Origin of the sequence: Gemmata sp. SH-PL17 (genome assembly GCF_001610855.1) — a bacterium.
Classification (GTDB): Bacteria; Planctomycetota; Planctomycetia; order Gemmatales; family Gemmataceae; genus Gemmata; species Gemmata massiliana.
The window spans coordinates 2626539-2648844 of record NZ_CP011271.1 but is presented as its reverse complement, the minus strand read 5'-3'; the positions used below and the strand labels follow the sequence as shown (position 1 = coordinate 2648844).

At 63.7% G+C, this 22306-nt stretch carries 17 protein-coding genes; 7 read left to right on the top strand and 10 right to left on the bottom strand.

Translation table 11 applies throughout. The features are described from left to right. Positions 1 to 152 precede the first annotated feature (152 nt). The gene (locus tag VT84_RS10985) at positions 153 to 1082 is read right to left on the bottom strand and encodes a hypothetical protein (protein WP_082839552.1); all 930 of its coding nucleotides are present in this window, start codon (positions 1080 to 1082) and stop codon (positions 153 to 155) included. Continuing rightward, entirely contained in the window at positions 1079 to 1336 is a 258-nt protein-coding gene (locus tag VT84_RS10980) for a hypothetical protein (protein ID WP_082839551.1), read from the bottom strand. The genes VT84_RS10985 and VT84_RS10980 overlap by 4 nt, the downstream gene beginning before the upstream one ends. A gap of 289 nt (positions 1337 to 1625) precedes the next feature. Between VT84_RS10980 and VT84_RS10975 the strand changes: the two genes are divergently transcribed. Continuing rightward, positions 1626 to 2435 (top strand): IS5 family transposase, encoded by an 810-nt coding sequence (locus tag VT84_RS10975; protein WP_082839550.1) that lies wholly within the window; start codon positions 1626 to 1628, stop codon positions 2433 to 2435. 78 nt (positions 2436 to 2513) lie between these two features. On the opposite strand, the gene VT84_RS10970 is transcribed toward VT84_RS10975, so the two are convergent. The 3 genes from VT84_RS10970 to VT84_RS10960 are packed head-to-tail and all read right to left on the bottom strand — an operon-like array spanning position 2514 to position 5466. Next, a complete protein-coding gene (locus VT84_RS10970; RefSeq protein ID WP_082839549.1) occupies positions 2514 to 4142 on the bottom strand; it encodes a hypothetical protein in 1629 nt (542 codons plus the stop codon). Positions 4143 to 4145: 3 nt separating this feature from the next. Further along, entirely contained in the window at positions 4146 to 5072 is a 927-nt protein-coding gene (locus tag VT84_RS10965; RefSeq protein ID WP_082839548.1) for an ABC transporter ATP-binding protein, read from the bottom strand. Positions 5073 to 5076: 4 nt separating this feature from the next. Next, a complete protein-coding gene (locus VT84_RS10960) occupies positions 5077 to 5466 on the bottom strand; it encodes a GntR family transcriptional regulator (RefSeq protein ID WP_052559747.1) in 390 nt (129 codons plus the stop codon). 303 nt (positions 5467 to 5769) lie between these two features. On the opposite strand from VT84_RS10960, the gene VT84_RS10955 reads away from it, so the two are divergent. Continuing rightward, on the top strand, positions 5770 to 7536 hold the full coding sequence (locus VT84_RS10955) for a lipoxygenase family protein (protein ID WP_082839547.1): 1767 nt from the start codon (positions 5770 to 5772) through the stop codon (positions 7534 to 7536). A gap of 303 nt (positions 7537 to 7839) precedes the next feature. Continuing rightward, positions 7840 to 9063 carry a sulfotransferase domain-containing protein gene (locus tag VT84_RS10950; protein ID WP_162271666.1) on the top strand — a complete coding sequence of 408 codons (1224 nt, stop codon included), beginning with the start codon at positions 7840 to 7842 and terminating at the stop codon, positions 9061 to 9063. A gap of 145 nt (positions 9064 to 9208) precedes the next feature. Here the strand turns inward: VT84_RS10950 and VT84_RS10945 are convergent, their stop codons facing one another. The 3 genes from VT84_RS10945 to VT84_RS10935 form a co-directional block, all read right to left on the bottom strand. After that, complete coding sequence (locus VT84_RS10945) at positions 9209 to 11083, bottom strand: glycosyltransferase family 4 protein (protein ID WP_082839545.1); 1875 nt, start codon at positions 11081 to 11083, stop codon at positions 9209 to 9211. A 74-nt stretch (positions 11084 to 11157) separates the two neighbouring features. After that, positions 11158 to 12048 carry a hypothetical protein gene (locus VT84_RS10940; protein ID WP_052559751.1) on the bottom strand — a complete coding sequence of 297 codons (891 nt, stop codon included), beginning with the start codon at positions 12046 to 12048 and terminating at the stop codon, positions 11158 to 11160. A gap of 170 nt (positions 12049 to 12218) precedes the next feature. Then, positions 12219 to 13004: an ABC transporter permease gene (locus VT84_RS10935; protein WP_052559752.1), complete on the bottom strand. Its 786-nt coding sequence runs from the start codon at positions 13002 to 13004 to the stop codon at positions 12219 to 12221. A 391-nt stretch (positions 13005 to 13395) separates the two neighbouring features. Here VT84_RS10935 and VT84_RS10930 point away from each other — a divergent pair, with 391 nt between their 5' ends. The 3 genes from VT84_RS10930 (at position 13396) to VT84_RS40065 (ending at position 18420) form a co-directional block, all read left to right on the top strand. Next, entirely contained in the window at positions 13396 to 15879 is a 2484-nt protein-coding gene (locus VT84_RS10930; RefSeq protein WP_082843265.1) for a DUF1553 domain-containing protein, read from the top strand. A 149-nt stretch (positions 15880 to 16028) separates the two neighbouring features. Next, complete coding sequence (locus tag VT84_RS10925) at positions 16029 to 17423, top strand: DUF1501 domain-containing protein (protein WP_052559753.1); 1395 nt, start codon at positions 16029 to 16031, stop codon at positions 17421 to 17423. A gap of 22 nt (positions 17424 to 17445) precedes the next feature. Continuing rightward, positions 17446 to 18420 (top strand): hypothetical protein, encoded by a 975-nt coding sequence (locus VT84_RS40065; protein WP_204249741.1) that lies wholly within the window; start codon positions 17446 to 17448, stop codon positions 18418 to 18420. 23 nt (positions 18421 to 18443) lie between these two features. Here the strand turns inward: VT84_RS40065 and VT84_RS10915 are convergent, their stop codons facing one another. After that, positions 18444 to 19781 (bottom strand): PQQ-binding-like beta-propeller repeat protein, encoded by a 1338-nt coding sequence (locus tag VT84_RS10915; protein ID WP_052559755.1) that lies wholly within the window; start codon positions 19779 to 19781, stop codon positions 18444 to 18446. 116 nt (positions 19782 to 19897) lie between these two features. On the opposite strand from VT84_RS10915, the gene VT84_RS10910 reads away from it, so the two are divergent. Beyond that, the gene (locus VT84_RS10910) at positions 19898 to 21031 is read left to right on the top strand and encodes an aminotransferase class V-fold PLP-dependent enzyme (protein WP_052559756.1); all 1134 of its coding nucleotides are present in this window, start codon (positions 19898 to 19900) and stop codon (positions 21029 to 21031) included. On the opposite strand, the gene VT84_RS10905 is transcribed toward VT84_RS10910, so the two are convergent. Next, a complete protein-coding gene (locus VT84_RS10905; protein WP_082839544.1) occupies positions 21028 to 22278 on the bottom strand; it encodes a mandelate racemase/muconate lactonizing enzyme family protein in 1251 nt (416 codons plus the stop codon). The two genes, VT84_RS10910 and VT84_RS10905, sit on opposite strands and share 4 nt — an antisense overlap. Positions 22279 to 22306: the final 28 nt, after the last annotated feature.

Genomic DNA, 22306 nt, shown 5'->3' with positions numbered 1-22306 from the left:
CAAAATTCCACTGGGTGTCGCTGTAGATTTGGGCGGTTACGCCGCCGCCCAGAGCGCTTGCCAATCGGGTGTGTGGCTCAGGGCGCGGAGTTCGACCAGCGGGCCGACGTGTTCGGCCCGCCACCGCGCGCCCGTTCGCTTCAACCGCAAGTTCACCTCTTGCTTGATCGTTCCCTCCACCGCACCGCTGCCGATACTCTGCCCGCGTGCCAACCGCGGGGCGTAATCCAAGCGGGTCGGGTGCTTGGCCATGTACGCCGCCAGCCCCAGCAACGGAGCGGTCGAGACGTCGCTCGGTGCCGCCGCGAGCACCCCGGCCAGCCACCGCTCCAGACCGACTTTCCCCCGGCCACCAACGCCGCACGACCGGCTCGCGCCGGCGCGTCCGCCGCGCCCGTCGCGTCCCCGAAGGTGCCCTTCACCGCGTCCCCGACGTGTTCCAGGGCGTGATACACGTCCAGAACGCCTGCCGCCTGGGGCCAGTGGTCCGACGCCAGGTTCCAGATCCACTCGGCCCCGTCGCCCAGCACCGTCACATCGCGGGCGGTCGTCACGCCCAGCCGATCCGATTCCTCTCGCAGCCGGGTACCGAACGCGCCACACCCTTCGATCGCCGCACGCACCGTGCGAACGGTCGGGCCGGGCAAGGTGCGCGTGTCCCACTCCTCGGGAGTGGCCGACGCGCCCGCTTCTCGCTTGCAAAATAGGCCGACCTTCACGTCCCGCCAGCCGTCGCGCGTGTTCACCTTGCCCGCGTCGATCAGCACCTCCACCGCGCCTTTCGCGGTCGCGAACCGCCCCGCGTCGCCCCGGCCGGGGCGCGCGGCCGCCGCCCGCTTGGCCTGGGCGTGGGTCGCCTGACGAATCACCTCGTCGTCGACCTGCCAGCCGCAGAACTCCGCCACAACCTGTTGCGCCCGCGCGAAGGAGTGCTCGACGCCCGCCAGCACCAGCAACCGCGTCGCCTGCCGGGTGAGGAAGCCCTCGATCCCGAGGGCGTGGTCGGCTCGGAACGTGCCCCCGTGACCTCGGCACCACGAGTACTCGCGGTCGAGTTGGACCGGCCCGAGGGCGGTCGTCACCGTCCGGCGGTGTCGCCCTTTGGACCGCCACCCGGCGACTTTTTTTCCAGGTCGGCGCGAGCCTGGACGGTGGCCGCGAGGTTGTCACGGAGGAGCCGGCGACCGGTGCCCAATGCAAAGGTCTCGCAGGCCTCGAGTACGGTGCCGTGGGCGGCCGTCGTTCCCAACCGCCGCATCTCTTGGACGTAGGCGATGGCCCGTTCGAGTTCGATCCGCTCGGCGTCCGTGGTGTATTCGACGGTCAACGTGGGCATCCTGCCACTCCATGAAATGGGGTGAAATAGAATAACCCCAAGCCGATGCCCAAATCTACAGCGACACCCAATTCCACTAGTGAACTTGACAACCAATCCACGAAAAGACTATACTGCCGTGTGATGGGTAAACACGGTGACTCTCGTACCGGAATCCCAAAGAACCCGTGGAGTGCAAACGGCCCTCTGACTACCCCAAAACGTGCGAATGTTAGCAATCAGAAAGGAGAAATGGCATTTTCTAGAGCCTGTTATGAACCTAACTCGTGGCAGGGGAATCTAATGGGTCATGGGAACCCGAAAATCGTACCCCAGTGACGTGACGGACGACGAGTGGGCGTTCGCAGCCCCATACCTGACCCTGTTGTGCGAGGGCGCGGGTCAGCGTGAGTACGCCCTGCGGGACGTGTTCGACGCGCTCCGCTGGGTCCTCAAGACCGGCGCCCCGTGGCGGTTCCTGCCACACGACTTCCCGCCGTGGCCAGCCGTGTACCAGCAGGCCCGGCGGTGGCTCGCGGCCGGGTGCTTCGAGGACATGGCCCACGACCTCCGAGCGTTGCTCCGCATCGCCGCCGGGCGTAGCCCTTCCCCGAGCGCCGTCATCTTGGACGGGCGCACCCTCCAATCGACCCCAGAGAGCGGGGCGCGGGGCGAGTTCGACGGGCACAAGATGCGCAACGGGTCCAAGATCCACATCGCCGTGGATACCTTGGGGCACCTGTTGGCGCTGCGGGTGACGACCGGCAAGGAGCAGGAGCGGAACCAGGTCGCGGACCTGGGTGCGGCGGTCCAAGAGGCGACCGGGCAGGCCGTGACCCTGGCGTATGCGGATCAAGGTTACACCGGGGACCAACCGATTGCTGACGCGGGAGCTCACGGGATCACGCTCCAGGTGGTCAAGTACAACGGGGCCAAGAAGGGGTTCGTGCTAGTGCCGAGGCGCTGGGTGGTGGAGCGCTCGTTCGCCTGGATGGGCCGGTTCCGACGACTGGCCCGGGACTACGAGCGACTGTCCACAACCCTCGCGGGGTGGCATTGGGTCGCGTTCCTGGTCCTCCTGCTTCACCGCTGGACCCCAATTACGCACTTAGGTTCATAACAGGCTCTACGGGGAATACCGAGGTCCGGAGCCCCTCGGTCCCGAAATGTTAGCAGCGCACTGAGGTGACGCGGCGCGTCACCGGTGACGGTTCCATCCCAGAGCGATGGGAGCCACGAGCAATCGGGCGAGCGGCACGAACAGAACAACGCCCGCGGCCAAGTTGTAGTCGGAGGTCCATTCGGGCGGGGTCAGCCAGAGCAATACGGCGACCAGTCCCACAACAACCAGTACCCAAGCACCGAGAACGCGCAGTATCACCCCCGTGCTCAGTTCCCCGCATCGGTGCAGTACACGCAGCGCAACCCCCGCGAGCAGGAACTTCAGCGCGATCAACCCCGTGGCCACCCACGGGATCGCGGCGCGAATGCGGTTGAGGCGGTCCGGTTCCGAACCCCACCGGGTCCACTCGTATGCCGCGTGTAGGCACACAGATGCGGCCAGGATAGCCGTGGCGAAGGCCACCCACATCCGCCCGGTGAGTCCGATCCAGAGGTTCTCGACCAACAGTCGCCAGATGAGGAACACCGGGCCAATGGCGATCAGCCCGAAGAGAACACACGCACGAGCGGCACCGAGCGCGGACACAGCGTAATCCCACTTTTGAGAGAGCCCATTCATGCCACCGGTAAAGGCCATCCACGCACCAGCAACGGTGACGGTCAGCGCCCAGGTCACGCCGGAAATAATGGCCGCGGCGCGGAGCTTCGCGCTCACCAGCGCGGAGTTACTCATGGGTCGCGTGGCGGCGAACGCGGGGAGGTTGAAAATCCCGTGCGTGATGTCGCCCATCGCTCCCATGTACTGACCACAGAAAGCGGCCATTAAAGGCGGAATGCACAAGAGCGCAACCCCGAACCCCGGCTTCCGTTCACCGGGCGGCTCCAACAACAATGCACACACTACCAGAGTGCTCAGCGTGAACAGAACCAGGAGCGGGAACCCGACCCCGCGGACCCGCCACTCGTACCACACCTGCGCGCTCATTGGCGTCGAGAATGCCCGGCGCGCCCGGTATACCCCAACTCGGCAACTCGTTGCGAGCGCGCGGAGCCAGTTCGGGTTGTCTCCCCGGCGGGCACGCCCCACGCCGGCGCGAGCGACCAGGAACGCGACCGGAACCAGCACGATTGCAAGTGCCGTGAGGGTCGCGTTCTCGGTGGCAGGGTCCGCGAACTCGTAGTCGATCGATACCAGCAGCACCGGCGCCCGTACTAACGCGGTCAAAACGACGAGCGCCACGGGGAGCCGGACCCACGGCACCCCGAACGGAACCCACAACATGGCCTGGGTAACCACCACGAGCGCGGCCAGCATCGCCAGCCACCAGAACGGAGTTTCAATTCCACAGGGGTGCAGCACGAGTTGGTCCCACGCGACCCACGCGAGTACGGCCGCGAGCGCCCCTTGGATCATCGGCCACCCGACTAGCACCGACGTCCGAACGGGGAGCAGAAAGAACCGCACCGGGAACCCGGACTCCGCGTTCTCCAGTCGGACCTCAGAGCCGTATGCGAACACAACAACCAAGTACATCAGCCCCATGACGAACCACACGGAACCGAGCGAGGCGAATGTTCGCGGGTTGGCGACCGGTACCGTCGCGGCAACGACGGCGTACACGGCGATGAACGCACAGAAAGCCGAGAGCCCCCACCGATACCGGCCCCAGAACTCCCACGTCAGTGCGGTTACGGGCGCATGCATGGTTCACTCCTTTCCCGGTTCGGAACCCTTCGCCCCAACCCGCGCAACGAAGATCTCGTCGAGCGACGGGACGCGCTGGCCAATCACTTCCGCGCCACACGCGGCGACCGCGTCGCGCAGCTCTCCGAGCCGCCCACTGCACAGAGTGACCCACTCCGCTCCCCTTCCCTCCCACGTCAGCGCGCCGGTCAGCGCGGGCGGGTTCGGGCGCGGCTCCCGGAACCGCAACGTCAATCGATGGTGCGTGTCCTTGATCTGATCGAGTGAGCCACTGAAGACAACGCGCCCGCGGTCGATCAGCGCCACCCGGTCGGCCACCCGCTCGACCTCGTGGAGCAGGTGTGAGGAGAACACGACCGTCCGCCCCTCTTCCGCGATCGTGCGAATGATCGCCGCGAGGATGTCCTGTCGGACGATCGGGTCGAGGCCCGAAGAAGGTTCGTCGAGTACCAGGAGTTCCGGCCGATGAGCCAGTGCGAGAACCAGCCCGGCCCGCGCCCGCTGGCCCTTCGACAGGTGCTTCACCTTGGCGCGCGATTCAAGGGCAAACGACCGACTCAGTTCCTCGGCGAACCCCGGATCCCAGTTCGGGTAAAACGCTCGGGTGTAACGAAAGAGTTCGCCCACGCGCATCCAGCCGGGCAGCTCCGGTTCCTCGGAGAGGTACCCGACGCGGACCAGTACGCCCGCCGGGTCCGCGGCCGGGTCGCGCCCGAACACACGCACCGACCCGCTCGCCGCCCGGAGCAAGCCCAGTACGTGCTTGATGAGCGTCGTCTTGCCCGCGCCGTTGACCCCGACGAGTCCGAAGACCGTTCCGCGGGGCACGTCCAGTCGAACGTCGTCGAGCGCGACCTTCGGACCGAACCGGCGGGTCACGCCCGCCACCTCGATCACATTTCCGTCGGGCTCGGAATGAACAGCGACCATCGGTTCACACCTCTTCGGGGTTCAGGGCCTCGTCGCGCTGGCGCAGGAGTTCGATCACCTCGTCGGTGCGCACCCCGAGCTGCCGGGCCTCGGCGAGCAGCGCGTCGATCCGCTCGGTTACGATTTTCAGTCGCTCGCGCCGGGCCAACGGCGACCCGGTCGCGGAAACGTAGGTGCCGGCGGTTCGGCGCTTCTCGACGACCCCCGCGACTTCCAGTTCGCGGTACGCCCGGGCAACCGTATTCGGGTTGACCGTGAGCTGATCGGCGAGGACGCGGATCGCCGGGAGTTCTTCACCGGGCACGAGGCGCCCCGCGGCCACCAGGTACTTCACCTGGGTGACGATCTGGAGGTAAATCGGGACACCGTCGTGCGGTGAAATGTGGATGTCCATCGCTCAGCGCCTCGCTGTCACACTGTATGCATCCACTAATACAGCTTGAACGTCGCGCGAAATGACTCATTTCACAAAAATGTGCGATCCGGCCGCGGCTGTTGAGAAGTGCGCCGAGGCGCGGTTGTATTGATTGTGAGTTTTGAAGCGGCACAGTGGGCATTGTCCACTGAGAGCGGATGCCGAACGGCCCAGAAGGTTCCGTGAATTGCGCGGTGGAACGCGCGTTTAACTTGCGATTCGAGCGAATGTGCGCGAACATGGGCCGATCAATCACGGTCCCTTTTGTAGTCCGGGTGCTCCATGTCCGCGTTCCTCCCGCAGTTCGATCCCGACCCGACCGCTCGCGCGACCGCACGCGACGCGGCCCGTTTGAAATACCAGTTCAACTACACCTTCGTCTCCCCGCTCGCCGTCATCGACCGCGTCCCGCGCGAGCACGAGTTCTCCCACGAGTGGCTGAAGGTCGTCGGGGACCGGATACTCTTTGTGCTCTCGAACCGCATCGACCTGGAAGGCAAAACGGAATTCAGCGAGTACCTGCGGAGCAAGCACTCGCTCCTGACCAAAGCGATCGCGTGGGGCGCGGAACTGTTCCTCGGCGTCCTGCGAGAAATGGTGACCGACTCGCTAAAGTTCACGCTCCGATCGACGGCGCGCCCGGACCGACCGACCGCGCTCAGCGCATACTCCGATCTGTTCCGCTCGATCGGGCTTCCGCCGATCAGTGCGACGATCCCCAGCGACCCCGCGTTCGCGCACATGCGCGTGGCCGGGCCGAACCCGGTCATGCTCCAGCGCATCAGGGCGCTCGACGACCGACTCCCGCTCACCGAGGCCGAGTACCAGCGCGTCGTTCCCGGCGACTCGCTCGCCGCGGCCGGGGCCGAGGGGCGCCTGTTCCTCGCCGACTACCAACCGCTTCACGGGGCCGTGATGGGCACGTACCCGCACGACGTTCAGAAATACGTCTACGCGCCGCTCGCACTGTTCGTGACGGACCGCACCACGCGGCAGCTTCGCCCCGTGGCGATCCAGTGCAAGCAGACGCCCGGCCCGGACAACCCGGTGTTCACGCCGGACGACGGCCACAACTGGCTGATCGCCAAAACAGTTGTGGAGATCGCCGACGGCAACTTCCACGAAGCCGTCACGCACCTCGCGCGCACCCATTTGCTCATTGAACCGTTTGTGATCTGCACTTATCGCCAACTTGCCCCGAATCACCCATTGTTCGTGCTCCTGGCGCCGCACTTCGACGGCACGCTGGCGATCAACGACGCGAGCTGGCGCCACCTGATCGCGAACAAGGGCGCGGTAGACCAGTTGTTCGGCGGTACCATCGAGACCTCGCGCCAACTCGCCGCGTCCGGGGTGCAGAGCTACCTGTTCAACGAATCCATGCTTCCGAAGGCGCTGGCGGACCGCGGAACGGACAGTGCCGAAACGCTCCCAGAGTACCACTACCGCGACGACGCTCGACTATACTGGGACGCGATCCAGAAATGGGTGAGTGACTACCTCGCGCTGTACTACCCGACCGATGGGGAGGTACAGTCGGACCCCGAACTGAAAGCATGGTTAGCCGAAATCGGGGCCGACACAGGCGGGCGCGTGAGCGGGTTCGGTGTCGGCACGGCCGCCCCGACGCGCGCGTACCTGATCGACGCGGTCACGATGATCCTGTTCACATGCAGCGTGCAACACGCCGCGGTGAATTTCCCGCAATACGACGTGATGAGTTACGTCCCCGCGATGCCACTGGCGGGCTACTCGCCCGCTCCGACCTCAAAGACCGGAGCGACCCCAGCCGACCACCTCGCGATGTTCCCGCCAATGGACATGGCCGAATTGCAAATGGAACTCGGATACATGCTCGGTACGGTCCACTACACCACACTCGGCGAGTACCCGGCCAACTACTTCCTAGACCCCCGCGTGGCCGAACCGCTCACTCAGTTCCAGAAGCAACTTGCCGAGATCGGCCGAACCATCGAGCAACGGAACACGACCCGCTTACCGTACCACACGCTGTCGCCTTCCGGCATCCCGCAGAGCATCAACATATGAGAGCAACCGGTCTTTCCCCTCATGCGGTTCGGGTGAACGATCGGTGAAGATGCTTCCGGACTTCATCAATTTCCGACATGTGGCAATTGATGAAAAATCTCTGCGCCGATCGACTCACTCTCACAATCGACCGGCGCATTTCTGGACATCTGCGTTTCTTGTGCTCGAAAATAGCCCGAATTGCGCCAACATACTGCCCCGAATCTTAATGAGTATGGGATTCGGGTTTGGCTTGTTCTGTTACAAACCACAAAGCTATGATGCCGGCCCATTTACTGCCATGCGTTCAGGAGGACGCACGCTTTGTGGCAACACTTCGCTGACCCTCACGACCGGTTCTGCCACCGGCGCCCCGACTTCCTCGTCATCTCCCCGCCCAAAACGGGATCAACGTGGCTGGCTGCGAACCTCCGACATCACCCCCAGCTCTTCGTTCCAGAAGTGAAGGAAGTTAAGTACTTCAGTTCCCTCTTCAAGTACCTCGACTTCGGCTGGTACTGCGATCACTTTACTGCTGCTAGGAACCGGCAAGCGGGTGAGGCGTCACCGTCGTATGCCTCCCTGCCACTCGCGACCATTCGGCTCATCCGCCAGCTCCTACCGGACATCAAACTGGTGTTTCTGATGCGCGAGCCAGTCTCCCGAGCCTGGTCGCACGCCAAGCACAATCACCGGTACCGAGAAGCCAACTTCGCACAAACAGCCACCGACACCGATCTCGTTACCGACGACCAGTGGCGGGAGAATTTCGCGCACGACTGGCCCCTCGTCGCGGGCGATTACCTCGGCCAGCTCCGACGGTGGACCTCTGTGTTTCCGGCCGAGCAACTGTTCGTCGGTTTCTACGAGTCAATCGCCACGAACCCGGCCACACTTCTGCGCGACGTATTCACGTTTCTCGGGGTCGATCCGGAAGTAGACCTCAGCAGTTTCCCGGTTGAGGAACGCATTCTCCCTGGACCGCCCGGCGACCTTTCGCCCGAACTCACTCAGGCGCTCCGCGGGCTCCTTCGCGCTCGAACGACCGAACTCGTTGATTTCGTGGGCGAACGATTCGGGCTGGAAGCTCCATCGGAGTGGCAGGCCACGCTCAACGGACCGACATCCTCCCCGATTGAACAGCCTACCGCGTTCAGGTTGGCGGATGACGACGGGTACCTGTCCGGCGTCATGCAGTTGGAAGAGACGTTCGCTTCGGGCCACCGGCGAGTGCTATCCGATTACCGCGGTTACGACATCGTGTTCTCGCGCGGCGCGCTATACGCGGTGCCTCGGGACGATGCACGGGCATCGCGTGAGGAACCGCTTGTGGCGCCGACGCTGAGTGAAATGAAAGAGCGGATCACGACACGGTTACTGGAAGCGGCCAGCGCACGGGTACAGTCGGTGGAAGATGAATTGCGTACAACCCGCGAAACCGTATCCAGTTTGAGTGCCGAGCTCGCCGAACTGGTCGCCCTCTCCCGGCGCCCGTCACTCGCGCGCCGACTACTGCACTCGATGCACCTCTCCACTCTTCCCAATTAAGCGTCACGCGATCACACTCCCTCCCGTGATCGCTTCGCCACTGCGACGCACAAAAATCGAACGCCCCGCACCCCCAAGCGACTTAGCACTCGGGGCGCGGGGCGTTCATTGCGGTACTCCAATCAGCGAACCGTGAGGTGCCAGATCAACCCACTTCGCACGCATCGTCTTGGCACACGGACGCACGCTCGTCGCGCGATTCGGTTTCGACCCGTTGCAGCGTCACGATCCGCTCCGGGGCCACTCCACACGCCCGATCGAGAGCGGCCTTGAGGCCGCGGTTCCACGAATCCAGGTTGTACTTACTTTGAACGTCAGTACGGGCCGCATTCCCGAGCCGCCGGCGCAGGTTCTGGTCCTCCACCAAGCGCGAAACGGATTCCACGATCCCGGCGACCACCTCGGGATCGGGCGTGTGCGTGAACTCGTAGTTCTCGCGCAGCATCCCCGCTTCCGAATCAGCCCACGACGCCTTCCCATACCGCCCGCGGACGACCAACCCGTTCTGCTCGTGCTCCAGGTACTCTTCCATCCCCCACCCGTCGGAGCCGACGACCGCGAGACCGTAAGACATCGCTTGTAGCAGCGAGACGATGTGAACCCGCGCCGCGGGCAACAGATAGATGTCGCTCGCGGCGTGCAGTTCGGCCATTTCCTCGTCAGTCAAGAACCGGTTGACGATGCGCACCCACCCGCCTTCCAGAATTCGCAGGTAGTGATCGTCCAGGGCCGGCAGCGCGGTGCGCATGGTGAGTCGCAGTTGCGGGTACCGTTTGCGGAGGATCGCGAACGCTTCCAGTACGTCTAGGCCCCCGCGAACGTAGAAGTTCTCCGGAACCTGGCACCACGAGTTGATGAACAGCAGGTGGATCGGCTCGTCCGCCGGCCGCGGGTCGTGCCGCTGCCAGCGCTCAGGGAGCCTCACGCCGAGCGGCGCGTAGACCACTTTCTTCTGAATGATCTCGCTCTTGAACAGCGCCGGAACCAGTTCGGCGGTCGAGCGCATGTGCGTCAGGATCGCCTTGCAGTGGTCGGCTTCGAGCAGCGCCTTTACGATCGGGAAGTACGGCGAATCGGCAAGCGACAGCCCGCACGTGTGCCCGTTCTGAACGAGCGGGTAGAACAGCGTCGTGGGGTCTTCGATCTCGATGACCCAATCGTTCTGCCCGAAGGTGTACGGCATGCTCGTCAGGAACACCAGATCCTGGCGCCCGAGGAGCAGTTGCGATTGCAGGTGCCGCGTCTGAAGGAAGTTCAGCACCGCGCCCGGTTTGCACCCGCGCCACAACAGGGTCACGAGCAGCCGAACGAACGCGACAAAAACCGCGACTCGCGTCGCGATCGTGACGCCCCGTTGCGGGCGCACGAAATTAAAGGCACTTCGCACCGCGAACCACGCACTGCGTGTCGCTTTCGCGAGTTTCTGGCCCATACGCGCACATCGCGCCCGCGGCCCGCGACTACTCTGCACCGGGCGCGGCTTCTCGGCCGGAGGAGCAGATCGAGTGAACCGGTACCCCTCCGGCGGGTTCCCGGTGTGTTTGAACTGCGGGTGGGCACCGCAATTACCCGACACCGAAAAGATCGGGAGCCAGCCCGCGAACTCGACCGGCGTGCTCGCCGCGATGCGCTGAACGGTCTTCTCCAGTTCCTCCGCGCTGGTCCCCGAAATGACCCCGACGCGCTGCCGGTCCCCCGGCACATCCAGATCAACGGCACCAGCCGATCGAGGTACCGCGAAGAACGCCCCTCGATGGCGGACGATGTCGTAATCCGCCACTTGCTTGAGGGTTTCCGTTCGCTCCGTGCGTTCGTCCCAACCGTCCACGAGTCGCTCCACTTCCGCGAGCGTGGGCGCGGACAGAACGGCGGGGTGCCGGTCCAACATCCCGGGCGTGCTCAGGATGCGCTCGACGTGTGCAGTCGGTGGTACGGCGTGAATCCGTCCGTGAATGCGGATCAGGCGGAACCCCTTGTACGACTCCGGAAACGGAGTCTTATCACGGCGCCCCAGATGCATAACTGATGTCCAGAGTGTGGTTGTGCGGGTTCAGTGAGAGGTCAATGCAGCAACGAGTAACGGCCGCCGGTCGATCAGGCGAAAATGGAGACGAGGTTCCGGCGCATTTTGCGGAAAATGCGGCTCGGTAACCGGCGCACCGGTTGAGAACGGACCTTCCGCCACGTGCCCTCGAGCTTCGATCCCCAGCTCGGGCGGAAATCGGTCCCGTGAACCATGTTCAGGTAGACGTTGCGGGCCTGCCGGCGCACCAGCTCGAACCAGTATTTGTTGAGCGGCCCAACATTGTTGGTCAGCTCCATGTTGTTGTAGGTCACCGCGGTCCCGACGCTCGCGGGGCGCTCGTACTCCCCACCGCGCTCGTAGAACGGCGTGTGCTGCTTCCAGATCACGATCCCGTACAGGTCGTACAGGGCGACCGAAAGCCCCATCAGCCAGCTATCGACGTTCGCCTGCCAGCCGAAGTTCTGGCACACTTCGATGAGCCGCGCGCTAATGACCGGCGACCAACACCCGAACGAAACGACCCACTGGCGGACCGCCTCTTCTTGCTCATAAATTCCCGCGAACGATTCGATCGGGGGCCGGCGGTACCCCATGATGCAGAACTCGTCCTTGACGTCGAGAATTTCCGAGACGAACCCGGGCCGGTTGAAATAGAAGTCGTCGGCCGTCATCAGGCAGAACCGCGAACGCGGGTCGCGCTGCGCGAACATGTACTCTTGTGCGTGGTGCAACCCGTGGCGCCCCTCGCCGCGCGACCAGACGAACGTGCGCACCGCGAACGGGTACTTGGCAAAAAAGCTGTCGGGCAGCCGGGCATCGTCGTCGGAATCGAACTTGATGAGGAACTCGATCTGCTCGCGCTCGGCGGGCGTCGTGCAGGCCACGGTCGAGTCGAGCAACCGCTGCAAGCCAGAATCGGGGTTGCCCTTCTCGCGGGAGCAGAACAGGACGCTAATCATGGTACCCTCCCTGGTGCCCCCCGGCAGTGCGCGGCGGCCGTGCCTTTGTGAAGTTTGGCCGGGGGATCGGAAAGGTACGGCACCGCGGAAAACTGGTCAAGCCAGATCGCGGTGCTTCTCATTCATTAGTGAGGTGCAAGTGGTCCGTACTGCGAAGTGGCTTCGCAAAATCACAGGTGGAACACGACTCGCTTCTGGAACCACGACGTCGTTACGGCGGCGAGTCCGAGTAGGGCCGCTGTGCAAGCGGTACCGTACACGTACAGTTTCGCATCCGGGAGGCTCCCGTGGATTAGCGGGTAGCGCACCAGTTCCAGGTACAAGTTCATCGGGTTAAAGCGGGCCATCCACCCGAGCCCCTTACCGACAAGCAAATCGGCCGGGTACACGATCGGCGTCAAGAAGAACAAGATCTGTGCAGCGATCTCAAGCAAGTGCTTCGTGTCGTGGAAGTAGGCTTGCGCGAATGCAAAAATCGTCGCGATCGCCCAGCCCGCGGCAAAGACCAGGAACAGCGCGGGCACAACCGCCCATAGGAATTGGAGCTTGTCGCAGTTGCCGTCCAGTATCGCGATCGCGGCGACCGCGACCCCGAGCGCGAACATGCTCTGGATCGCGTACCCGAGCACGAAACGCAGCGAATACAGCCCGAACGGGAGCGGGTGCTGGCGGATGTACGACTCGTGGGAGATGATCGCGAGGCACCCGCTGACCGCGCACTCGCGGAAGAACCCCCAGACCGCCAGCCCCAGCAGCAGCATCCGCGTGTAGCCCGCGGGCGAGAGCATGAGGACGCCGCTGAACACGGTGACGTAAGTGGCGGCCATCGTCATCGGGTGGATGAGCGACCACACCCCGCCGAGCCACGATCGCTTGTACCTCAGCCGGAGATCGAGCCGGACGAGGGCCATCAGGAAGCTCCGAAACTTCCAGATCGCGGTCACTTGGTTCAACATCCATAACCTCGGTCAACGAGAGCGCTCGCGGGGTCTCGGCTGGCACGCGACGGCGGGGCTATCTATCAGACCCCTCCAAATTTCGACAACCCCAATCGATTGACCCGGACGCGCAAGGCGCCCGAACTTCCTTACCGCCACAAATTGTGACAGAGCGAGAGTTTGAGAACGGCACTGGGTACTCAAACCCGGTTCCAAGCTCCGGCGCCCGTTACGATCTCACCCGGTAACAGCCAGCATACAGCCACAAGCCCCCGTCTCCGGCTCGTGATCGTCCTAAACGATCTACTACCCGTTTAACTTTGAGTTCGACGCTTGCTGACCCACCAACCGATCCGGTAACATTGAAGCTCGATACTTAATGCGCTCGGTCCACTACTCTCCCGCCTCTATGCGCACCCAATTTCGCTGGTTCGCGCTTTCGTTTCTGGCGTTCACTTCTCCCGCACGAGGAGAAGACAAGCCGCCACCGGCGAAACCGTCGCCCGAACACATCGAGTTCTTCGAGAAGAAGATCCGCCCGCTACTGGTCAAGCACTGTTACTCGTGCCACAGCGCGGAGGCGAAAAAAGTTAAGGGCGAATTGCGTCTCGATACGCGCGAAGCCGTGTTGAAGGGCGGTTCGTCGGGACCATTGATCGTGTCCGGCGATCCCGCAAAAAGCCTGCTGATCCAGGCCGTGCGGCACGCGGACCCGTCCCTGAAAATGCCTCCTGATGTGAAACTGAAGCCGGAAGAGATGGCGGACCTCGAAGCCTGGGTGAAGATGGGCGCCCCCGACCCGCGCGACGGTGGGAGTGGGGCGAAAAAGATCGACTTCGAGAAAGCGAAAGAGTTCTGGTCGTTTCGCTCCGTCGTGCGGCCGGAGGTGCCGAAGCCCGGGGCAACAAATCCCGTCGATAACTTCATTCAGGCGACACTCGACGCGAAAGGGCTGAAACCGTCCCCGCCCGCGGACAAGCGCGCGCTCATTCGCCGGGCGACGTTCGACCTTACGGGGCTCCCGCCCACTCCGGAAGAGATCGATGCGTTCCTGAAAGATGACTCACCCGAAGCGTTCGCCAAAGTGGTCGACCGGTTGCTCGCGTCCCCGGCTTACGGCGAGCGCTGGGGCCGCCACTGGCTCGATGTCGTGCGCTACGCAGACACCGCGGGCGATAACTCCGACTACCCCATCCCGCAAATCTTCCGCTACCGGAACTGGGTGATCGAGGCCTTCAACCGCGACTTGCCCTACGACGAGTTCGTTCGCCAACAGCTCGCAGGGGACTTGCTTCCTTCCAAAAACGAAGCGGACCGTCAGGCGAAGTTGATCGCAACGGGCTACCTCGCGAACACCAAGCGGTTCGGTTCCTACGAGGACGAGCGCTACCCGTGGTACCTCACCTACGAGGACCAGATCGACAACTTGGGGCGCACGTTCCTCGCGCTCACGATCAACTGCGCCCGGTGCCACGACCACAAATTCGACCCGATCAGCCAGCACGACTACTACGCGCTCTACGGCTTCTTTTCCAGCACGCGCTACCCGCGCCCCGGGATCGAACTCGACAAGGTCCAGCGCGACTTCGTTCCGCTGGCACCGCAAGAAGAAATCGCCGCGTTCGAGAAAGAGCGCGCCCAGAAGATGGCCGAGTTCGACGCGAAGGTGAAAGCAGTTGTTGCCGAGAAGACCGCGGCGGAAAAGGCGCTCGCCGGGGCCGAAAAAATCCAGGACGAGCAAGAACGGAAGGCCCGCATCGCCGAAGGCAACAAAAAAGTCGACGGCCTCAAACAGAAGATCAAGTCAGCGCAACAGGAACTTGAGAACTACGCCAAGAAGCCGCTTCCCTTCGAGACGGTTTACGCCGTTGCCGAAGGCAAAACCGAGGGCAAGAAGAAGGTCGGGAACGCCTGCGTACAGATCAAAGGCGACCCGGAACGTCTGGGACCGGAAGTCCCTCGACGCTTCCCCACCATCCTGGGCGAGCAAACGCTCCCTGCCGCGACAAAGGGCAGCGGCCGGCTCGAACTCGCGAACTGGATCGTTGACGCGAAGAACCCACTGTTCGCGCGCGTGATGGTGAACCGCATCTGGCAGTACCACTTCGGGAAGGGAATCGTTCGCACCGCGAGCAACTTCGGAATTCTGGGGGAACCGCCCACGCACCCGGAACTGCTTGACTACCTCGCCGCGCGTTTCGTCGAAGACAAGTGGTCGATGAAGTCGATGCACCGGCTCATCATGCTCTCGCGCACTTATCAGCAGTCGAGCCGCGACGACGAAGCGAGCGCCAAAATCGATGTCGCGAACGATTACTTGTGGCGGTTCGACAAGCGCCGGCTCGACGCGGAATCCATCCGCGACGCGCTGCTCGCGGCGGCGGGGAACCTCGACCGCTCCCCGGGCGGCGCGCACCCGTTCCCCGCGATGAGCACCTGGAACTTCACACAACACCACCCGTTCAAGGCGGTGTACGAGACGAACAAGCGGAGCGTGTACGTGATGGCGCAGCGGTTCCAGCGCCACCCGTTCTTCGCACTGTTCGACGGCGCCGACACCAACGCGAGCACCGATCGCCGGCTCACGAGTACCACACCGCTGCAAGCGCTCTACCTGATGAACGACCCGTTCGTTCACGCCCAGGCCAAGAAGTTCGCCGAGCGCGTGTGCGGCGAGAGTCAGAACGATCCAGCCCGTATCGAACGCGCATACGTCCTGCTGTTTGGCCGCGTCCCCACGACCGACGAAGCCACCACCGCAACGAACTATCTCGCGAAAGTGAGAGACAAGCTCAAAACGACAGGAATCCCTATGGAACAACTCCCGGCCAAGGCGTGGGAGAGCCTCACTCGCGCGCTGTTCTTGAGCAACGAATTCGTGTACCTGGATTGAGTTAAGAAGAGTTTTTGACAGGATTAACAGGATCGACCGGATTGAAGACCTGGTTTTTGCTTGATCCTGTTTATCCTGTTAATCCTGTCAAAAACTCTTCTGATTTTAGCCCTTCTCCCACAATCGGCGCTGGCGATCTGGAGCACTCGATGGACCTCACCCCTCGTCCCACCCGGCGCGCCGCGATCCGCTCAATGGTCGGTGGGTCACTGCTGTTCCCCGGAATCGTGTCGCAACTACTCGCGGCCGAAGAGCGCCGGGCGACCGACGCCGACCCGCTCGCGCCCAAGAAGCCGCACTTCGCGCCGAAGGCCAAGCGCGTCATCTTCCTGTTCTCCACCGGCGGCGTGTCGCAAATGGACACGTTCGACCCGAAGCCCAAGCTGTTCGCGGCGGACGGCAAGACGCTCGGCGTGGGCGGCGGGCTGTCGCTCGAAAAGCGCCCGCTCCTCAAGCCCCGGTGGGCGTTCAAGCCGGGCGGCAAATGCGGAACGCAGGTGAGCGACCTGTTCCCGCACATCCGCGAGCGCATGGACGACGTCTGCCTCATCCGCTCGATGAGCACCGACAACAACGAGCACTTCCAGGCCACGCTCGCGATCCACACCGGTTCGTTCTTCGCGGCGCGGCCGAGCATCGGGAGCTGGGTCAGTTACGGTCTGGGTACCGTGAACCAGAACCTCCCGTCGTTCGTCGTCATCGCGCCGCAACTGCCCTACGCCGGCACCCAGGTGTTCGCGAACGACTTCCTACCGGCCTACCACCAGGGCACGCGCGTGCTACCCGGGAAGGAGCCGGTGCCGAACGTGAAGCGACAGCCCGGCACCGACGCCCTTCAGGAACTCGAACTCGGGTTCGCGGACGCGCTCAACAAAACCCACCTGAAGACCCACGGGCACGACGGCGACATGGCCGCGCGCATCCGGTCGTTCGAGACCGCGTTCAAGATGCAGTTCGAGGCGCCCGAAGCGTTCGATCTGTCAAAGGAAACAGACGCCACGCTCGACCTGTACGGGGTGAACCGCGCCGACACCGAGAGCTTCGGCTGGCAGTGTCTCATCGCCCGCCGGCTCGCAGAACGCGGGGTGCGGTTCATCGAACTCATTGACGGCAGTTCGGCGAAGAACTGGGACTCGCACGGTGACATGGGCGAACACGAGCCGCTCGCCAAGAGGATCGACAAACCTATCGCCGGCCTGCTCGCCGATCTCAAGCGCCTCGGGATGCTCGACGACACTCTCGTGGTGTGGACGACGGAGTTCGGGCGCACGCCCGGCCAGGACGGAACGAAGGGCCGCGGGCACCACCCAGCGTGCTTCTCGTCGTGGATCGCGGGCGGCGGGATCAAGCCCGGCATCGCCTACGGCGCCACCGACGACATCGCCGCGACCGTGATCGAGAAGAAGGTCCACGTCCACGACTTCCACGCGACGCTCCTGCACCTGCTCGGACTCGACCACGAGAAGCTAACCTACCGGCACGCGGGGCGCGATTTCCGCCTCACGGACGTCCACGGTAACGTGGTGAAGGACATTCTGAAGTAGCGCCGCCACCGAGCAAGCACACATGGCAACGGACAATCCGCTCGTTCCGGTTTTCACCCCGCCGTTAGCAACGCTGCTCGCGCACGCGGAAAAACTCAAAGGCGCGCCCTTAACGGAAGCCGAAGTCGAGCGCGTGCGTGACCACGCGATCTGCATCATAATGCAGCCCGGTGACGCCGACAAAATGACCACCAGCCGTGGGTACCGCGACGTCGAACCCGAGAACTGCTGGGCCGACTGGCACCGGCTCCGCGTCGAACTGACCGGTAACGGTTACCTGCCCAAGATCCTGCTGTGCCTCGTTGGGGGCGCCGATTTTCCGGCTAAGGCCCGACCGATCCTGGACGAACTCGGGCTCCAGTACGAATTCACCCCGCGCGACGAGCGGATGGCGAAAGCGTTCGAGTCGTCATCGTTCCGCGTCGCCCCCACGCTGCAGCCGGCGGACTTCGCCCGCATCGCCGAACACGAGAGCGTGCTGTATGTGTTCAGCAAGAATTTCCCGGCGCGCGAAGCCCCGAATGTGAGTCAGAAATTGCTTCAGGTTGGCGCCCGTTTGCTCGATGCGGGCGGATTCGCGATGAAGTCCGAAAGCTCCGGAATCGCTCACAGTTCCGCGCGCTGGCAGGTGCTCGCCAAACAAGCCAACAACGAAACCGGCCGCGCCGAGTTCTGGGCGGGGCTCTTCGATGCGTTCGTCTTCTACCCCATCCAGTCCGATGGAGATTTCTATTCGTGCGGGATGCACTTGCTCGGCCAACCGGACCTCATCGCCGCTACTGATTTGGCGCCCGTGAAGGGAGCGGTCGAATTGTTCCGCGCCTTTGCGATGTACCTGTTGGTCGAGTGCCCCGACGGTGAGTTCGCTTCGGGGCACACGTTTGGCGCGAGCAATAACGCCTCGCGGTACCGTGTTGTGTGGGAGCCGTGTACCGGGTACGAGGAAGATGACTTCTTCTTCAATCCGTTCGGACGCTGGCGGTTCACAGCGAACTGATCCGCCAGCGCCGAGCGACGCACTCAGCCTACCGCGAGCGAAACACAGACAATTTCTTTGTCGTTCTTGAAGTACACGCGCCGGTCCGCGAACGCGGGGTGTGCCCACACCGCTTTGCGGCCCTTCGCGGCGTGCGTCGGTTCGAGGACGTGGGCCGAAGCGAGCACGTCGCACTTCTCGGGTGACAGTTTCAAGATAACTAAGTCGCCCTGATCGGTCAGCCCGTAGACCACCCCGCCCGCGTCCACCCAGAACACCGACCCGCAGAACGCGGCCTTGTCGCCAAAGATCTCATCGCCCGTGCGCACCACCGCGCCGGTATCGAGCTTCTGGCAAATGAGTTCGCCCATCCCCGCCACGCCGTACACGTGCCCGTCCTTCACGAGCAGGCTCGTCATCACCGCGTTGAGTCCGTCGATCGGCTTGGGGTACGAGGACTTCGAGCGCCACGCGACCGTTGCCACCGGCTTGTCCTTGTCGAGCGTGAGACAGAGCGTGCCGTGGTAGAACGACGAGACGAGCAGCTTGTCCCCAGCCCGCTTCGGGGTGATGATCGACACGGCCGGGCGCGCCACCTCGCCCGCGTCCGGGTGCTTGTGCTTCCAGTATTCCGCGCCCGTGGCGAGGTCCAGAGAGTACAGCGCTTCGGACAGCCACACGATGAGCTGGCGCTTCCCGCCGGCTTCCGTCACGATCGGCGGCGAATAGCAAATCTCCTTTGTGGAGAGCGCCTTCCACTTCTCCTTACCGGTCTTCTTGTCGAACGCGACCACCGCCTGCCCGTCACCACCGACGAGCGCGACGAGCGTGTCGCCATCGAGCAACAGGTGTGCGGACCAGCCCCACGCGGGCACGGGCGCCTTGTAGTCCTTCACGAAGTTCTTCGACCAGACCGGTTTCCCGTCCGCCGCGTTCAAACAGAGGAGGTCGCCCATTGTGCCGAGCGTGTACAGCCGGTCGCCATCCACGACGGGCGTCGTGCGCGGACCGGTGGGGTACGACACGTTCGTGTAGGGGCAGTCGTAAGTGTGAGTCCAAAGCGTTTTGCCGTCGGCCACGTTCATGCACAGCACGCGCTCGTTGCCGGGCAGCGTGCCCTTGGGTGGCGGGTTCTTCGGGTCAGCTTCCGCCTTCTCGCGGTCCATGATGTAAAGCTTGTCGCCAACAACCGCCGGCCCCGCGTACCCCGCCGCGATCGGCTTCCGCCACACGACGGTCGGGCCGTCCTTCGGGAACTTGGTGACGAGCCCCTTCTCATTCCACACGGCGTCACGCTTCGGGCCGAGCCACTGCCCCCAATCCTCGGCGGCAACCGGCGCGGCACCAAGCGCGAGTGCAAACAACACGTACACGGAGCGCATGAAATAACCTCCGAATGAAATATGAACACAGCCAGTGTCACTTGAATCGCGCGAGGCGTCAACGAGTTTCGCGACCCACTACAACAGACGAATCGAACTCTCCGGAGACAGCGGCCATGCTCACAGCGGAATCACGCCGGCGCGATTTCCCCTCGCTCGAAGGCAAGACCTACCTGAACACAGCCGCGGAGGGGGTTCCGCCGCTCGCGGTGGGAGAAGCCCTTCAACAGTATTTCCGCGACAAGCAACTCGGCATGGACGGCCGAATCCCGCACGCAGTGCAGTGGGAAGCGGCGAAAGCACTGACCGCCGATTTTTTCGGACTCACTCCTGCGGAAATCGGGATCTGTTCGTGTTCGTCAGAAGCCTACAACCTCGCCGCGCTCGCGCTCCAGTTGAAGTCGGGCGACGAAGTCGTGGTGACCGACCTCGACTTCCCCGCCAGTTCGACGCCGTGGCTCCAGCCGTCGTGTCCGGCGACCACCCGCGTGTGGCGTCACCGAAATGGTGCCCTGCGGATCGAAGACCTCGTTCCGCTGCTCAACGCGAAGACGCGGTTGGTTACCGTCTCGCTCGTGAGTTTTTACAGCGGCTTCCAGGTCGCACTCCCACCGATCGTGGAAGCGGTCCGCAAGCACTCCCCTGCTCTACTCGCGGTGGATGTGACGCAAGCGCTCGGTCGCGTGCCGCTCGACCTCGCCAGCGCGGACCTGATCGTCAGCAGCACGCACAAGTGGATACTCGCCTCACACGGCGGCGGACTGGTTGGCGTGCCAAAAGAGCGAGCCGCGGAGTGGACGGCCCCCGCGGGCGGCTGGTTCAACCTGGAAGATGCGTTCGGTCCTAACAGCTTTGAGACGGTTAAGAGCAAGCCCGGCGCGGCAAGCTTCATGGTCGGGATGCCGAACTACCCCGCGCTGTACGCGATCCGCGCCGCGCTGGAGTACATTCGCGGGGTCGGTGTTGCGGCTATCGATGCACACGCCCGACCACTCGTGTCGCACTGTCTTGCCGAGCTAAAACAACTTCCCCTGGAACTGCTCACACCGAACGAGCCAGAGTCCGTTGCAGGGATCCTCGCGTTCAAGCACCCGAAGGCAGCAGCAATTCAAGCTCGGCTCCACGCGGCCAACATCCACGTGATGAACCCGGCCGGGCGCATTCGAGTTGCGATCCACGGCTACAACACCGCGGAAGACATCGAGAGGTTGCTGAAAGAGTTGAAAGCCGCGCTCGCGACCGCCGGCTAACGCGATATCCGCGCCACGGCCCCTTCGCGCGTGCGGATGTCGGGATTCAGCGCCGTTCCCAGCCCCGGCTTCGTCGGGGCGAGGAAGTGACCGCGCTCGATCACGGGCATATCGGTCACGAGGTCCGGGTAGTTCACGCGCAGGTACGCCCGAACGGATTCCTGGTAGACCGCGTTCGGCGCGTTCAGCGCGAGGTGAATGCCCGCGAACAGTGTGAGCGGACCGGTGCAATCGTGCATCGCGACCGGGCGCTTGTACGCCTCCGCCATCGCACACACCTTCTTGCACTCGGTGATCCCGCCGGCCCACGTCGGATCGATCATCACGATGTCCGCGGCCTGTTTTTCCAGCAGCGGCCGGTACTCGTAGCGCGTGGCGAGGTATTCACTCGCAAGGATCGGGCACGTGGTTCCGCGGCGCAGTTCGGCCAGGGCGTCGATGTCGTCCGCACGCATTAGGTCTTCGAGCCACGCGGGGCGGAACTCTTCGAGTGCGCGGGCGATCTTGAGTGCCGCGGGGAGCGACCAGAGGCCGTGCCCCTCCACCATGATCTCCATCTTGTCGCCGACGGCGCTGCGGATCTTGCGGAACGGCTCCAGCGCCCAATTGAGATCGGCCGCAGAAATATCGTGCCCACCAAGTGAGCGAATCGTGGGGTCGAACATGCCGCGAAACGAGCGCCAGTTATCCCCCCCACCGGGGTAGTGCGCGACGAAGTCGAACGGCCACAATTTCATCCCGGTTAGCCCTTCGGACAACAGGTCCAGAGCCAACTCGTCCGCGCGCTCCATGAACGCAGTCAGGTCTTCATACTTCCCCTGCGGGCCGTCGGTCCCGTAGCCGACGCTCCCGCGCGCCGCACGACCGTAACTCGGTCCACCGCAGGTGTTGTAAGTGCGGATGCGGTCGCGCGTGGCCCCGCCCAGCACCTGCCACACGGGCATCCCCGCGGCCTGCCCCAGAATGTCCCACAAGCACACGTCGATGGCCGAAAGCCCGCGCAGTTCGGCCCCCTTCCCGACCGTGTGCGCGACAACCTCGTACAGGCGCCGCCAGTGGAGTTCGATCGCGAGCGGGTCGTGCCCGATCAACATCGGCGCGGCGAACTGGTGGATGTACCCCGCGATCGCGTCCGGCATGTAGCAAGTATCTGCTACGCCCGTTAAACCCGCGTCCGTGTGGACCGCGACGAAAAGAATGGACGGGTACTCGGGCAGATAAATCGTTTCGAGGCCGGTGATCTTCACGACAAGTTCTCTCGTAATCGAACGCGAC

Bases quoted from the DNA above. Each gene is read 5' to 3' on its own strand.
- VT84_RS10980 (WP_082839551.1), bottom strand. From the start codon at position 1,336: ATGCCCACGTTGACCGTCGAATACACCACGGACGCCGAGCGGATCGAA.
- VT84_RS10975 (WP_082839550.1), top strand. From the start codon at position 1,626: ATGGGAACCCGAAAATCGTACCCCAGTGACGTGACGGACGACGAGTGG.
- VT84_RS10970 (WP_082839549.1), bottom strand. From the start codon at position 4,142: ATGCATGCGCCCGTAACCGCACTGACGTGGGAGTTCTGGGGCCGGTAT.
- VT84_RS10965 (WP_082839548.1), bottom strand. From the start codon at position 5,072: ATGGTCGCTGTTCATTCCGAGCCCGACGGAAATGTGATCGAGGTGGCG.
- VT84_RS10960 (WP_052559747.1), bottom strand. From the start codon at position 5,466: ATGGACATCCACATTTCACCGCACGACGGTGTCCCGATTTACCTCCAG.
- VT84_RS10955 (WP_082839547.1), top strand. From the start codon at position 5,770: ATGTCCGCGTTCCTCCCGCAGTTCGATCCCGACCCGACCGCTCGCGCG.
- VT84_RS10945 (WP_082839545.1), bottom strand. From the start codon at position 11,083: ATGCATCTGGGGCGCCGTGATAAGACTCCGTTTCCGGAGTCGTACAAG.
- VT84_RS10940 (WP_052559751.1), bottom strand. From the start codon at position 12,048: ATGATTAGCGTCCTGTTCTGCTCCCGCGAGAAGGGCAACCCCGATTCT.
- VT84_RS10935 (WP_052559752.1), bottom strand. From the start codon at position 13,004: ATGTTGAACCAAGTGACCGCGATCTGGAAGTTTCGGAGCTTCCTGATG.
- VT84_RS10930 (WP_082843265.1), top strand. From the start codon at position 13,396: ATGCGCACCCAATTTCGCTGGTTCGCGCTTTCGTTTCTGGCGTTCACT.
- VT84_RS10925 (WP_052559753.1), top strand. From the start codon at position 16,029: ATGGACCTCACCCCTCGTCCCACCCGGCGCGCCGCGATCCGCTCAATG.
- VT84_RS40065 (WP_204249741.1), top strand. From the start codon at position 17,446: ATGGCAACGGACAATCCGCTCGTTCCGGTTTTCACCCCGCCGTTAGCA.
- VT84_RS10915 (WP_052559755.1), bottom strand. From the start codon at position 19,781: ATGCGCTCCGTGTACGTGTTGTTTGCACTCGCGCTTGGTGCCGCGCCG.
- VT84_RS10910 (WP_052559756.1), top strand. From the start codon at position 19,898: ATGCTCACAGCGGAATCACGCCGGCGCGATTTCCCCTCGCTCGAAGGC.